This is a genomic window from Butyrivibrio sp. INlla16, from assembly GCF_900104155.1.
GTDB lineage: Bacteria > Bacillota > Clostridia > Lachnospirales > Lachnospiraceae > Butyrivibrio.
The window spans coordinates 61,544-75,518 of the sequence record NZ_FMYB01000022.1; the positions used below are offsets into that span (position 1 = coordinate 61,544).

Genomic DNA, 13,975 nt, shown 5'->3' on the forward strand with positions numbered 1-13,975 from the left:
CGGGGATAGAGTGTCTGCGATTTCTATCGATTATGCGTTTTTTGCAACGAGATAGAAATCGCAGATGCTCTACTCTCCGGGCCGTATTACTCATCAATGAGAGGCTTTTTCAAGGGCCTCGTCTATGTGGGCGGCGAAGTTCTCGCGGCCAACTCTTTCTACGAAGCCATCCTTCTCCATTGTTCTCATGGGCTGCTCGTTAACATGTGAGAAAATAAGACGAACACCCTTCTTCTTGCAGTTTTCATAAAGCATCTCGAGTGAACGCATCGCTGTCGCATCAAGGGCAGGCACACTTCTCATTCTGATAACAAGGCTCTTTGTGAACTCCTTCGTGGTGATCTCAGCAAGAGCATCGGCATCTCCGAAGAACATGGGGCCTGAGATCTCGTATACGCGCACATGCTTAGGAACTACTCTGAGATCGATACTGTCGGGATCATCTGCATTAACATCCGCATCATCAGGATCAATATAAGTCCAGCCGCGAACTGATGACTCCTCGCTCATTCTCTTCATGAATAGGAGGCAAGCAAGAATCATGCCTACTTCGATAGCTACAACAAGATCAAATACTACTGTGAGTACAAAGGTTGTCACAAGAACGATAATGTCACTCTTGGGTGCTGTCTTACACAGATGTGTGAAAGGTCTCCACTGACACATATTGTAGGCTACCTGGAACAAAATAGCTGCAATTGTGGGCATCGGAATAAGCGCCGCGAGGGGCATAAGCACCACAAGAACAAGCAAAAGAACTATTGAGTGAACAATACCTGCGATAGGAGTTCTACCACCGTTCTTAATATTGGCAGCTGTTCTTGCGATAGCACCTGTTGCGGGAATTCCTCCGAAGAGAACGGATCCGATGTTACCGCAGCCCTGTGCTATAAGCTCCATGTTTGATCTGTGATGTGAGCCTATCATACCGTCTGCAACCACAGCGGAAAGCAGTGATTCAATTGCTGCAAGAATTGCAATTGTAAAGCCATTTGAGAAAGATCCTCTGATAAGTCCCCAGCTGATGGTCGGTGTGTGGAACTTAGGAAGACCTGCGTGAATTGTGTAAAGATCTCCGATGGTATTAACCTTAAGTCCAAGGAATTTTACCATAACAATTCCGGCGATTACAGCTATAAGTGATGCGGGAATCTTTTCAAAAAATCTGGGCCATATTATAAGGATTGCAAGGCAAACCACTCCGACTATAACAGCCTGATAATTGATGGTTGCGATATTCTTAACGATAGCTTCCAGCTTCTCGATAGTTTCGATTGTCACGGTTCCCTTGGGATATGTAAGCCCCAGGAAATCCTTGATCTGTCCGATAAGGATTGTCACTGCTATTCCCGCGGTAAAGCCGGTTGTAATTGTATAGGGAATGAATTTGATAAGACTTCCGAGTTTTAACAATCCCATCAGAATAAGGAGAATTCCGGCTATGATGGTTGCCATCATAAGACCTTCCATTCCGTCCTTTGCAACTATTCCCGCAACGATGGTTGCGAAAGCTGCGGTGGGACCTGCTATCTGAACCCTGCTGCCTCCGAGGAAGGAAATAATGAATCCCGCAACGATCGCGGTGTAAAGACCTTCCTCAGGGCCTACTCCTGAAGCAAGCGCCAGGGCTATTGACAACGGAAGCGCAATAATAGCTACGATGATACCTGATATTACATCAGTGGTGAATTGCTTTTTCGTGTATTTCTTAATCACGGAAAAAAGCATTGGTTTAATTTTGTCCTTCTTCATAATAAACCTCCTAAAAAAGCGACAAAATTATAACACATAATAATATAGTAAAGAATTGACTATTTGTAGAATTCTAACAGATTATTGATCTCTGTCTTGTACGCTTTCACCACAGAAGCCGGTGCGGATATTTTTACGGAAGTCCCAAGACCGAATATCCACCCGAAAAACTGGTCACTGACAGCAACCTCAACCCTCGCATCTGACCATCCCTTTTTCTTGGAAGGCTTAATCGTGATATTCTTCCCGAACCTGTCGATAATAACGCCGACCATCTCATCCTTGACAGTAAGAGTAACCATTGTTCCCTCACCGCCGAACATTCCGAACGCTCTGTTCGTATAGGCTGCAAGGTCAAAGGCCTTAAAATGCTCTTTTCCCTCTCTTCTCTCATCAAGGATCTCAATCTTATCCATCTTATCCACGCGGTAGTGCTTGATCTTGCCGGACTCGGAGTCAAAAGCGATAAGATAATAATTCTCATCATTCCAGGTTAGACGCCAAGGGCTGATCACATAGGGCTCAGCTTTCCTCGGAACAAGCTTCTTATCCGTATCCCAGGTCATGTATTTGAAGCTGATCTTCTTATTCTCGGAAATCGCACTGTGAATCTCATCGACCGTATAATATATGCTCTCGTTCATGGTCTTCACTCTGCCCTGCACGGCAAGCTGTCTCTCCAGCTGGGTTGCCTCATAGGTGCTGGCAAGAGTCGTCAGCTTCTTAATAAGAGCATTTGATTTTTTCTCCGTAATGAATTTGAAAGAGCCAATCGCATCCACAAGGAGTTTAAGCTCCGCTAGCTCAAATCTTCTGCTCCCGATGTGATAGACAAAGTATTTACCGCTCTTTTCGCCCACAACATCAAGGCCGATATCATTAAGTGCCTCTATATCGGTGTAAATGCTCTTTCTGTCAGCGCTCACCTCATACCTATCCAGTTCCTCAAGGATATCCGGCATGGTGAGGCCATGCTCATCATCCGTCTGCTCCAACAGAATTTTTGCGAGATAATAAAGTTTAAGTTTCTGATTTGTTCCCTTTGGCATAATCGATAAACTCCTCCCATTCTCTGCATATTTTGTCAGGCTGAACCCTGTCTGTTATCTTCATGGCATTGCGCGAAAGCTTGTCTGAAAGCTCATTATCGGAAAGTACCCTGTCCATCGCTGCTGCCAGTGCTTCCTCATCCCTGACAGGCACAAGAATTCCGGATCTCCTGCTGTCTATCAAAAGTCTCGATCCTCCGCAGGGGCAATCGGTTGATATTGATGGAATCCCCATCGCCATAGCCTCTATAAGCGAATTTGGCATTCCCTCGAAGTCCGATGAGAGCACAAAAAGCGCTGCATCCATAATCTTTTCCTTGAGTTTACTTGTCGGCTCTATTACCGAAACCCTTTCTTTTAAGCCTTTTTCATTGATAAAAGCTGTTATTTCATCAAGAAACTCCGACTCCTGAAAATCTCCGTATATTTCCAGAGTGTAATCAGGATACTTATCAGCTATCTTGCTAAAAGCCTTCAATAATAACAGCTGATTCTTTTGAGCGGATATCCTTCCGACGTTCACGATTCTCTTGGATCTCTCACCCGCAGCCGGTACCATATCGCTTGTTATATTAAGATACTCTTCATCCAGCGGATTAAATATAATCCTCGATCTCTTCTGAAGCCCCTTTGAGAAAAAGCTCATGGCATCAGGCGTCTGAAAAACGCAGCCTGCTGCCTTTTTTTCCATATACTTCGTGGCTATAAAATGCCCCTTATAATCCTCCACAGGATTATTTCTGACAGAAACTATAAGCGGTGTCTTCATTCCGAACAGGCTGAAGGCCGCCCTGAAGTTAGCCTTAGCGCAAAAGGATATAACAAGGTCCGGCTTCTCCCTCTTAAAACACTCCCTGAGTCTTGAAAGTCTGAGAAACGCCTTGCTTATGCGGCTCTTGCCATCATCTGCCTCGGTAAGTCCCACCGATATTCTCTTTACTTTTTCACCCAGCTCATACTCATTCTCGGAAAACCACTGCGTCGCCACGATTACCTCGTGCCCTGCCTCCGAGAACTTCCTGGAAAGGATGCTGACTACGTGTTCTGCGCCTCCCCTTCCCATGCTGTTCAAATGAAATATTATCTTCATGGCTTCACCACGCTCTCCAAGAACCCCTCATACCATCTTACCAACTGCTCCAGATCATATCCGTGCTCCCGAATACTCTCCCTCTGACAGCTCCTGCTTGCACCTTCATTCTTCTCCCTGATTTCGACTGCTCTCTTCGCCCAGTCTGCCGCGCCATCAGAGAGCGCCTTTGCTTCCACAAGCCCCTTTGTCACAATCACCTTATCGGTAATCGTATCCGACATCAGAATCGGAAGGCCTGCCACCTGTGCCTCAACGAGAGTAAGCGGAAGTCCCTCGAAAAACGAAGGGAATATCATCGTCTCGAATGCAGACATAAAATTCTGCGCATCATGTCTGATGCCGGTAAAAATCACTTTATCAGAAATCCCAAGCTCTGCCGCCTTCTGCACTGTCTCAGCCTTGAGCTCACCCTCTCCGAGGCATATGAGCACAGCCTTATCATCCAGCTTTGCGATTTCCGAGAATATATCCATCAAAAACGAGTGATTCTTCGAAGCAATATAATTTGCAATATGCCCGTAGATATGCTTTCCTTCAAGATGAAACTCATCTACTACCTTCTGCTTCTTTTCTTCCTTAAACTCGAACTTGTTTAAATCGATCGCGTTATTTATTATCCGAAAGTCCTTATTCCCATACATCCATTTTCCGGCATTTTCGGAACAGGCAAGCCTTATATCCGCATTGCTCACCAGCATAGGTCTGAAAAGAAAATGCACAAACTTCTTCGGATCTGTTTCATTGTGAGAATGACAGACCGTTATCGCCTTTTCCTTCCTGGCTGCCCAAAGCTGCGGCGCAACAAGAGCATTGGCAGTGTGCCTTATCACAATGTCATACTCTTCCTCATTGACAATCTTCCTGAGCTTGGCCAGATTATCCATGGGATGTCCCGTCATTCTCGGCAGTAAAAACACCTTCCCGCCAAGCTCCCTGATCCTCGGCTCATAGTCGTTTTCCTTCATGCTATGAACCGCAAAATCAAAACAGAACTTCTCCCTGTCTATGTTTTCATAGATATTCATTATGAAATTTTCCATTCCACCGGGATACATCGCCCCCACGATGTGAAGAACTTTAATCTTTTTCATATTTTTATTGTACCATAAAATGGACTCGTAAAGAAAAAGTGTATTGGAATCAAACAGACTCATGAAGAGAATATAAAAAGCCTTCCCCTTGAGGGGAAGGTGTCAGCGAAGCTGACGGATGAGGTGTAACGTACCCACCCGCCAGACATTCATATTAAAGTAAGTGTGCTCTAAGCTCCTCGCCGCTCTTATCTGAAAGATAAGCCGGAGGAATATCAAGCATTGTCTTGCAGCCTGTCTGGCCTTCCTTCTGCATACGAACGGCCGCTCTGGCTGCTGCAATAAGAACGCTTGTGGTGAATTCAGGATTGGAATCAAGCTTTAAGCTGTACTCGATGATGTGGTTGTGCTCCTTGTCAGCGCCTGTCTTGCCGCTTCTGAATACGAAGCCGCCGTGAGCCATTCCGCTGTGGTTTGTAAGAAGCTCTTCCTCGCTGATGAAATGAACTGTTGTATCGTAATCAGCGAAGTAGTTGGGCATCTCCTTGATTTCCTTCTCTACCTTTGCTGCATCTGCGCCGTCCTCAAGAACTACGAAGCATTCTCTTGTGTGCTTGTCTCTTGTTGTAAGCTCAGGGTTCTTGCCGCTTCTTACTGCTTCAAGTGCACTCTCTACAGGGATTGTGTACTGCTTGGCATTCTTAACGCCTGCGATTCTTCTGATAGCATCAGAATGTCCCTGTGATACACCCTTTCCCCAGAATGTATAATCATTTCCATCGGGAAGTATTGCATTTGAGTATACTCTTGCCAGTGAGAACATTCCGGGATCCCATCCGCAGGAGATAACTGCAACCTTGCCTGCTTCCTTCGCTACCTTATCCACATTAGCGAAGTGCTCAGGAATTCTTGCGTGTGTGTCAAAACTGTCTACTACATTGAAAAGCTTACCAAACTCAGGTGTCTGCTCAGGAAGATCTGTTGCGCTACCACCACAAAGGATCATAACATCAACCTTATCCTTCCAATCTGCAACGTCCTTAACAGATACAACAGGTACGCCTGCTGTCTTTATTGATAATGAAGCGGGATCTCTTCTAGTGAAAACAGCAACAAGTTCCATATCAGGCGCTGCCTTAACTGCGAGTTCTACCCCCTTACCAAGATTTCCATATCCGATAATACCGATTCTAGTGCTCATACTTCCTCCTTCCGTATGCAAAAACTCTTAAAAGGCATTATACTCTGAAATACATGCAAAAAACCACCCTCATTTTTAACCATTTGAAATGTTTGTTCTAGCTGTTATTATTCTATAAATTAAATAATTACATACTTTCAATATAATTATTTAACCTTTTTGATTCCTTCGCAAAGCATTTTATAAATATCTATTTTATTCGGCATAACATTCCAACCTCCACTTCTTCATTTTTATTCTATATGCTAGGTACAACATCAAATTGGATCCTACCCATGCCATAACTTCGCCAACAAAAAATCCATAATATCCTATTTTGCTAGTTAATAAATATGCACATGCGATTCGCATAAACAATTGAGCAAAGCTTGATATCATAGACATAAACGTATTTCCCATTCCCTGCACAACTGCATAAAGCACATACAAAATATAAAGCAAAGGAAAAAAGGCAGCTAAGAAGTTTAAAAATTCTTTACCAATCGTTATGGTGCTCATATTTACGGTGCCTTCTTGTTCTAAGAACAGGCGTAGTATTGGCTCTCCCAGTCCCAACATGATTCCAGACATAAATGCCCCCATCACAATTGCCATAACTACTGATATCCTAAATCCTTTGTTTACTCTTCGATAATTGTTCGCGCCTTTATTTTGTCCTACAAACGTTCCAACTGCTCCATTCAGGCCCCATGCTCCTATTTCTAACAGACCATATAGTTTATTCGCTGCAGTGTAACCAGCTATAAATACCGCTCCATATGTATTTATGACAGCTTGAACTGCTACTCCTCCAATACCGATCACTATGTTTTGGAAGCATAACGGGACTCCGAGCTTGATCAACTCATACATTTTTCTTGGATTTACGTTAAATGAAAAATGCAGCTTATCATCCCCAAAAATCTTCACAACATACTTGGTACAATAAATCAAAGAACTTAACTGTGCCAGCAATGTCGCAACTGCAGCTCCCACTACTCCTAACTTAAAATAGTAAATAAACAGAAAATCCAAAATAATATTTACAATAGAAGATAGAATCAAAGCATTTAAAGGGGTAACGCTGTTACCATATGATCTTAATATTCCAGAAAACATATTATAAAAAGTCGTTATGGCAATTCCCAGTATGAGAATTCTCAAATAACTCCAGGATAAACCAATAATTTCATCCGGTGTATTTAATAACCTCAAAAGACCTTTGCCCAAAATCAAACCAACTACTGTTATTGTTATTGACAGTAACACGCATACATTTATTGATCCTTCAATTGCCTCCTCTAATGTCTTCCTATCTTTTTTTCCTGCACTTTGTGCTATATCTATTGAAAATCCCTGAGTAAAGCCCTGGGCTCCACTGATTATTATGAAAACAATCCATTCAACAGTTCCCAATGCCGCCAATCCATTTGTTCCTATATATCTACCCACAAACAGCGTATCGAAAAACACATACATCTGCTGCAGTATATTACCGGCTATTAATGGAATAGCGAATTTTGTTAGCTTAGTTGCTATTTTTCCTTCTGTCATATCTATAGTCTTCATTTCAGATTACCTCATTCACAATTAACTGCTTTTCTAGAAACTCAACACTCTCAAATGAGGCTGCTATACGGCAGCCTCATTTCTATTATCTTATATCATACACACTTCTGAGTCTGAGCTTTGAAGCATCACCGGACAGAACCTCCACAGTAATCTCTCCGGCGTTCATGTCGAAATAGTTATCTGAAAGCACCAGATCCTCATTCTCATTGAGAATCTCAACGCCTCTTGCATAAGCATCAGCCTTAACAGTAATCTTATTGCCATCTACCTTTGCGGTAAAATTCGGGTTCTCATACTTAAAGTACTTAGGCATTGTGAAGATGACAGTGCCTGATGAAACCACCTTGCCGTCAACCTCTGCCTGATAGCTCACATAATTATTGAATCTGCCAGCATCCTCGAAGGTGACCTTAGAAGTCCAAACGCTTGTAAGTGCAGGAACATCAAGAACTTCGCTGCCCTCTCTTATAACCTCAGCTTTAGCGTTTCTTAGCTGCCACTTAACTGTAGCCTTTATCGCTTTTCTTGTCTCATTGGCAACGTTGAATACTGCCTCCTGCTTAACCTCTCTTGGAAGCCAGTTAAGCGGTACTCCGCAGGTCATCTCGCCCTCTTCCTGGCATGAAACAAGGATAGGTGCAAAGAATCTCTTCTCCGCATAGTGCAGAGCCTTGAGCCTTCCGGTGTAATCTACGCTTGCCCAGGATGCCACCGGCCAGCAGTCGTTGAACTGCCAAACCACTGCGCCCATGCAGCGTCCACGATTACGTCTAAAGTGCTCAACTCCATATCTGATAGCATCCGCCTGAAGCATCTGGGATGCGTAGATAACCGTTGAAAAATCATTCGGATACAGGTAGGTCTGCTGCATATAGTTCATTATCTTGCCGTTTGCAGCGCCGTTCCTCTGGTGCCTCTCCATAATATAGGAAAAGACATTCTTATCCGCCGGATCATCAGTAAAGGTCTCCACTGTCTTCTCCGCAGGGAAGGACTGGAATCCAAACTCCGAAAGGAATCTGAAGAAGAACTTCCTATACTCTGAGAAGGGCTGATTTCCGTGCCAAACCTCCCAGTAGTGCACATCTCCGCGGTTTTCATCATTTGGCTCATCAAAACATCCGCCTGACGAAGGTGATGCCGGCCAGTAATAAACATCCGGTGCATATTCCTTCATCATGTTCGGGATAATGTACTCATACATGATCGTGTAGTCGCGCTTCTCGGATTTCTTGGAAACCCACACTCCATAATCCACGAACATCTCCATCTCGTTATTGCCGCACATGAGACCGAGAGATGCGTGGTGACGAAGTCTCAGGAGATTATCCTTGAACTCCGCCTTTATATTCTCCTCGAAATCGGGAGTAAGGTCGTAAACACCGCAGGCGAACATGAAGTCCTGCCATACCAGGATTCCGTACTCATCGCAGATATCAAAGAACCAGTCATCCGGATAGTATCCGCCGCCCCAGACTCTGATGGAGTTGTAGTTGGCAAAAACAGCCTTATCAAGGAGCTTTCTTGTAACCTCGGGATTAACCCTTCCTAACAGATGATCCTCAGGAATATAATCCGCTCCCATCGCAAAGACTTTAACGCCGTTTACAACAAAGCAGAACTCGCTTCCCCACTCGTCCTTCTTGGTACTTACAGTGCAAGTGCGAAGTCCGATCTTTCTCTCCCAGGTATCAAGCTGGTTTCCGGCTTCGTCCTTTAAAACAACAGTCACAGTATAAAGCGGCTGTTTTCCATAGCCGTTCGGCCACCAAAGCTGCGGCTTCTCAATTACTATCTCTTCCGGAAGCTCTCCGCTGCTCCTCTTCTCAGTAACCTCTCCTGAAGGAGACACTACCTTAACATCAAATGAATAACCAGAATAATCACACTTTTTACTCTCAATGCCCATATTTATGGCATAACCTGAAACATCGCTCTTTTCTCTGAATCTGAAAATCTCATCCGCAGAAGTAATCTCAGGCTTTATACGAAGTCCGACGCTTCCACTCTCATTTCCGTCCTTATCGATCTTCACATTATCATGATTCTGAGTGATAAGCACAGATTCAAGCCTTGCCTTATTAAAGCACTGAATTATTATCGGTCTGAAAATACCCGCATCTGGAAGGTGTGCGCCCCAGTCCCAACCAAACATGCAGTGCGCCTTACGAAGATATGTAAAGCCCTGCATCGCATCTTCACTTCCCTTTGAAGGAAGTTCCCTACTCTCATAGGCTTCCTTTATGAACTTTGTCGGAGAATGAAAATAAACCTTCAGCTCATTCTCATCCTTAAGGAGCTCCTTTATATCGAATTCCCAGGTTCTGTGCATGTTGTTGACATTACCAAGAAGCGTTCCGTTAAGATATAAATCCGCAAGAGTATCAAGACCGTCGCAGTGAAGCACTACGACATCAGAGCCTTCAGCTTCAGCGGGCTTATCAAAATTGCAGACATACTCATAGTCGCTGTCCATGAGTGCCAGCGCCTTATCCTCATTGTCCTTGAAAAAAGGATCCTCCATCTCCCCTTCTCTGAGGAGGTCTGTGTAAACCGTTCCCGGAACCACCGCATTTATCAGCTTCGCATCCCCTACCTTGTGAAGCTTCCAGTTTTTATCAAGCTTTGTTGTAACCATTCCCAATCCTATCTCCTTCTCAAATTGAAATTTTCGAAGCCAAAAATTCCTCGAATTCCGGCCCCCATCCCAACAATTTAATTGTCAGAATAATATAATTCTAAAGCCTGCACAGACATTTTTAAAGCACATTTACGAAAATTTTTAAGCCTTTTTAGTCCGCAAAAATCCTCACAAAAATAAGCCTTCTCCCACAATTGAGAGAAGGCCGTTTTGCACTGTTTATTAACTTATTATATGAGAAAACAGCTCACCCTTTAAGTGCTTTCTTTATCTCCCTTATCACGATCTTAAGGGCCTTAATTCTCGCATATTTCTTGTCTACAGATTCAAGAACATACCACGGAGCGAAGGTCGTACTGGTTTTAGCAATCATCTCATCGATGGCGCCCTCATAGAGATCCCACTTTTCGCGGTTTCTCCAGTCCTCATCCGTTATCTTCCACTGTTTCTCCGGAGTGTTCTGTCTGTCTGTAAAGCGCGCAAGCTGAGTATCCTTGTCAATCTGAACCCAGAACTTAATGATCACCGCGCCCCAATCGGAGAGTTCTTTTTCAAACTCATTGATCTCGTTGTAAGCTCTCTGCCAGTCATTTTCGGAACAGAATCCCTCGAGCCTCTCGACCATAACGCGTCCGTACCAGGTCCTGTCAAAAATCGTTACATGACCGGTCTTCGGAAGTCTGGTCCAGAATCTCCATAGATAATGCCTTGCCTTCTCGTGGGGCTCCGGGCTCGCAATCGGCTCAACCACATAGTCCCTTGGATCAAGAGCCGCTGTAATTCTCTTGATATTTCCGCCCTTACCGGCAGCATCCCAGCCCTCATAGGCGATAATTACCGGAATCTTCTTCCTGTATACCTTATTGCCAAGATCCTTCAGCTCCTTCTGCAGCTTCTTTAGTTCGAGATCATATTCCTCATCTGTCAGGAACTTACCGGCAAGATCAATATCCGACAGCTTCTGAACCTTCTCCATCGGGAAGGTGTTCTGCAAAATCGGAACATTCAGCGCATGGTTCTTAAGCGCAATATCTATCCCCTGATTAAGGAACTGCAAAACCTGCAGCTCAGCCCACTTCTTATCTGAAGCGTCTATGATGTACCATGGCGTCCTTGACTGATTGGTATCACAAAGATACTTATCATAGACCTCCTCTATCTTGTCATACTGCTTATTCTGCTTAATATCGGCATCCGTTACGCGCCAGCTGGTATCCTTATCTCCACGCAACGCATCAAGTCTCTTCTTCTGCTCCTTCTTGGATATATTCATGAAGAACTTTACCACAAGATATCCGTTGTCGCAGAGCTGCCTCTCCATAGTATTTATGGAGTGCACACGCTTTGTATAGGTATCCTCATCCATCTTGCCCTGAAGGACACCGTCCACAATCTCTTCCATCCAGCAAGTATCGAAGAATCTGAACTTTCCTGCCTCCGGAATCTCCTTAATATATCTGTATAAAAACGGATAGCGCTTCTCTTCCTCGCTCGGAGCGCGGTCCAGCGTTGCCACCTTGAAAAATCTGGGATCAATATTTCTTATAACTTTGCCGATAACGGCTCCCTTTCCGGCAGCATTCCAGCCCTCAAACAGAACCATTACGGGAAGTCCCGCCTCCTTGATCTTCATCTGCGAAGCGGAGAGCTTTACACGCTCTTCCTTAAGCTTTGCCTTCAGTTCTTCCTCTTCCGGTATCTCAGAAACAATAAAATCCTTTAGCATAATTACCCCCTCGCTAAGTGCTCTGCATAGTAAAACGCACCATATATGGTAATGATACCACATACGGTGCGTCACAAAACGTGTTTAGAAAAGTTTAATTATTATCGGTTTTCCGAATCAGCCTGCTTCCTTCTCAGTGTTGTTGAAGCTTACGCCGCGGTTAATATCGCCCTTAAGATTCTCACCGAAGTTGTAATCATTTCCGGGAAGAATAGCATTGAGTGCGATTCCGAAAATAGCTGCAAGAGCAAGTGATGTAAGAGTGATGGATGTTCCGCCTACAGTAAAGGTAAGTCCGTTTGAAAAACCAAGTCCTGTAACAAGGATTACTGCTGCCACGATAAGGTTTCTTGACTTTGTAAAGTCAACCTTATTCTCAACAACATTTCTAACACCGATTGCAGAAATCATTCCGTAAAGAACGAAACTGATGCCGCCGATGATGGCTGTAGGCATTGTACCGATTACATCTGCAACCTTGGGAATAAAGCTTACAACAATCGCATAAACAGCAGCGATTCTTACTACCTTGGGATCATATACCTTGGAAAGCTCAAGAACACCGGTGTTCTCGCCGTAGGTTGTGTTCGCAGGGCCGCCAAACATTCCTGCAAGAGCTGTAGCAAGACCGTCACCCCAGAGAGTTCTGTGAAGGCCGGGCTCCTCGAGGAAGTTCTGACCTGTTGTAGCGGATATGGCGGAAATATCACCAACGTGCTCCATCATTGTAGCGATAGCAATAGGCGCCATTACAAGGATTGCAGTGATGTCGAACTTCGCAAAAAGGAAAGGCGGAAGTCCCACAAAGCTTGCAGATGCGATAGGTGCAAAATCAAGGATTGCACTACCGTCAAGATTGGTCATTCCTGCCAGATGCATTACTACAGCAACAAGATAAGAAATAACAACACCCATGAGAATCGGAACGATCTTCCAGATTCCTTTTCCCCAGATATTGAAGATGATTACAATCGCAAGCGCGATCACAGCAAGGAGCGGATTAACTGCTGCATTGCTAACTGCTGAAGGAGCAAGTGACAAACCGATGCAGATGATGATCGGACCTGTAACAACCGGAGGAAGGAAATGCATTACCTTCTTAACTCCCACAAGTTTAATGAAAAGAGATAACAGAAGATACATAAGACCTGCCACAACAATTCCGCCGCAGGCATAGGGAAGCTTCTCCCCGTAAGTCATATTCGCGAATTTACCTGTATTGAGTTCTGCGATTGTAGCAAAACCGCCAAGAAATGCAAAAGATGAACCAAGAAATGCCGGAACCTTGAACTTAGCAAAAAGATGGAACAGCAGCGTTCCTACTCCCGCAAAGAACAATGTAACCTGAACCGAAAGTCCCTCACCGTGAAAATAGCTGTTTACCAGAATCGGTACCAAAATCGTTGCACCAAACATGGCAAACATGTGCTGAAGTCCAAGAATAAGCATTTTGGACTTACCAAGAGTTGACGCGTCATAAATAGCCTGTCGTTTTTCTCCCATTACCTTCTCCTCCGTTAAATAAAAACACATTACAAAATAAAAAGGCCTTTGGGGATCACCCAAAAGCCCTATTGATTATAGCATGTCCATGTCAACAATAAAAGAATTTCATCAGAACGAATTTGCATTTTTTTCTGATCGGTTGTTACTATTCACGGTCTAAATACTTTTGGACATGACAAATCAGCGTACTTAATCAGCACGCTGATTCGCTATTAAGTTTCAGTATGATTATTTCTGTGAAGAGAAGATTTCCTCCACAGTATAAGGTTTACCATTGCATAGCCTGGACAGAGCTTCTATTTCATTTATCCCGTTACGACGGCATGTTTCGATATATGTCCTTATAAGGGCGTAATTATCCGCGGTATCAGTAGATGCAAACTGACCTGATACCTTCATTTTGGTTTTGATTCCTCTGAGTGATC

The 13,975-nt window shown here is 44.0% G+C and carries 9 protein-coding genes and 1 pseudogene; all 10 read right to left on the bottom strand.

Annotated elements, in window-relative coordinates; all coding sequences use genetic code 11:
• Window positions 1-93 precede the first annotated feature (93 nt).
• Complete coding sequence (locus tag BLR42_RS11720; protein WP_091869265.1) at window positions 94-1,752, bottom strand: SulP family inorganic anion transporter; 1,659 nt, start codon at window positions 1,750-1,752, stop codon at window positions 94-96.
• A gap of 59 nt (window positions 1,753-1,811) precedes the next feature.
• The gene (locus BLR42_RS11725) at window positions 1,812-2,801 is read right to left on the bottom strand and encodes a helix-turn-helix transcriptional regulator (RefSeq protein ID WP_091869267.1); all 990 of its coding nucleotides are present in this window, start codon (window positions 2,799-2,801) and stop codon (window positions 1,812-1,814) included.
• The gene (locus tag BLR42_RS11730) at window positions 2,773-3,891 is read right to left on the bottom strand and encodes a glycosyltransferase (protein ID WP_091869270.1); all 1,119 of its coding nucleotides are present in this window, start codon (window positions 3,889-3,891) and stop codon (window positions 2,773-2,775) included. The genes BLR42_RS11725 and BLR42_RS11730 overlap by 29 nt, the downstream gene beginning before the upstream one ends.
• Window positions 3,888-4,985, bottom strand: coding sequence for a glycosyltransferase (locus BLR42_RS11735; RefSeq protein ID WP_170832746.1), 1,098 nt, complete (start codon window positions 4,983-4,985; stop codon window positions 3,888-3,890). The genes BLR42_RS11730 and BLR42_RS11735 overlap by 4 nt, the downstream gene beginning before the upstream one ends.
• A 154-nt stretch (window positions 4,986-5,139) precedes the next feature.
• The gene (locus BLR42_RS11740; RefSeq protein ID WP_091869275.1) at window positions 5,140-6,126 is read right to left on the bottom strand and encodes a diaminopimelate dehydrogenase; all 987 of its coding nucleotides are present in this window, start codon (window positions 6,124-6,126) and stop codon (window positions 5,140-5,142) included.
• A 195-nt stretch (window positions 6,127-6,321) separates the two neighbouring features.
• A complete protein-coding gene (locus BLR42_RS11745; protein WP_026498818.1) occupies window positions 6,322-7,674 on the bottom strand; it encodes an MATE family efflux transporter in 1,353 nt (450 codons plus the stop codon).
• Window positions 7,675-7,759: 85 nt separating this feature from the next.
• The gene (locus BLR42_RS11750; RefSeq protein WP_091869277.1) at window positions 7,760-10,315 is read right to left on the bottom strand and encodes a beta-mannosidase; all 2,556 of its coding nucleotides are present in this window, start codon (window positions 10,313-10,315) and stop codon (window positions 7,760-7,762) included.
• Window positions 10,316-10,565: 250 nt separating this feature from the next.
• Window positions 10,566-12,044 carry a polyphosphate:AMP phosphotransferase gene (pap, locus tag BLR42_RS11755; RefSeq protein WP_091869279.1) on the bottom strand — a complete coding sequence of 493 codons (1,479 nt, stop codon included), beginning with the start codon at window positions 12,042-12,044 and terminating at the stop codon, window positions 10,566-10,568.
• Between the two features lie 117 nt (window positions 12,045-12,161).
• A complete protein-coding gene (locus tag BLR42_RS11760; protein WP_091869281.1) occupies window positions 12,162-13,547 on the bottom strand; it encodes a uracil-xanthine permease family protein in 1,386 nt (461 codons plus the stop codon).
• A 231-nt stretch (window positions 13,548-13,778) separates the two neighbouring features.
• Window positions 13,779-13,975: pseudogene (locus BLR42_RS22735) on the bottom strand (hypothetical protein); the annotation flags it as partial.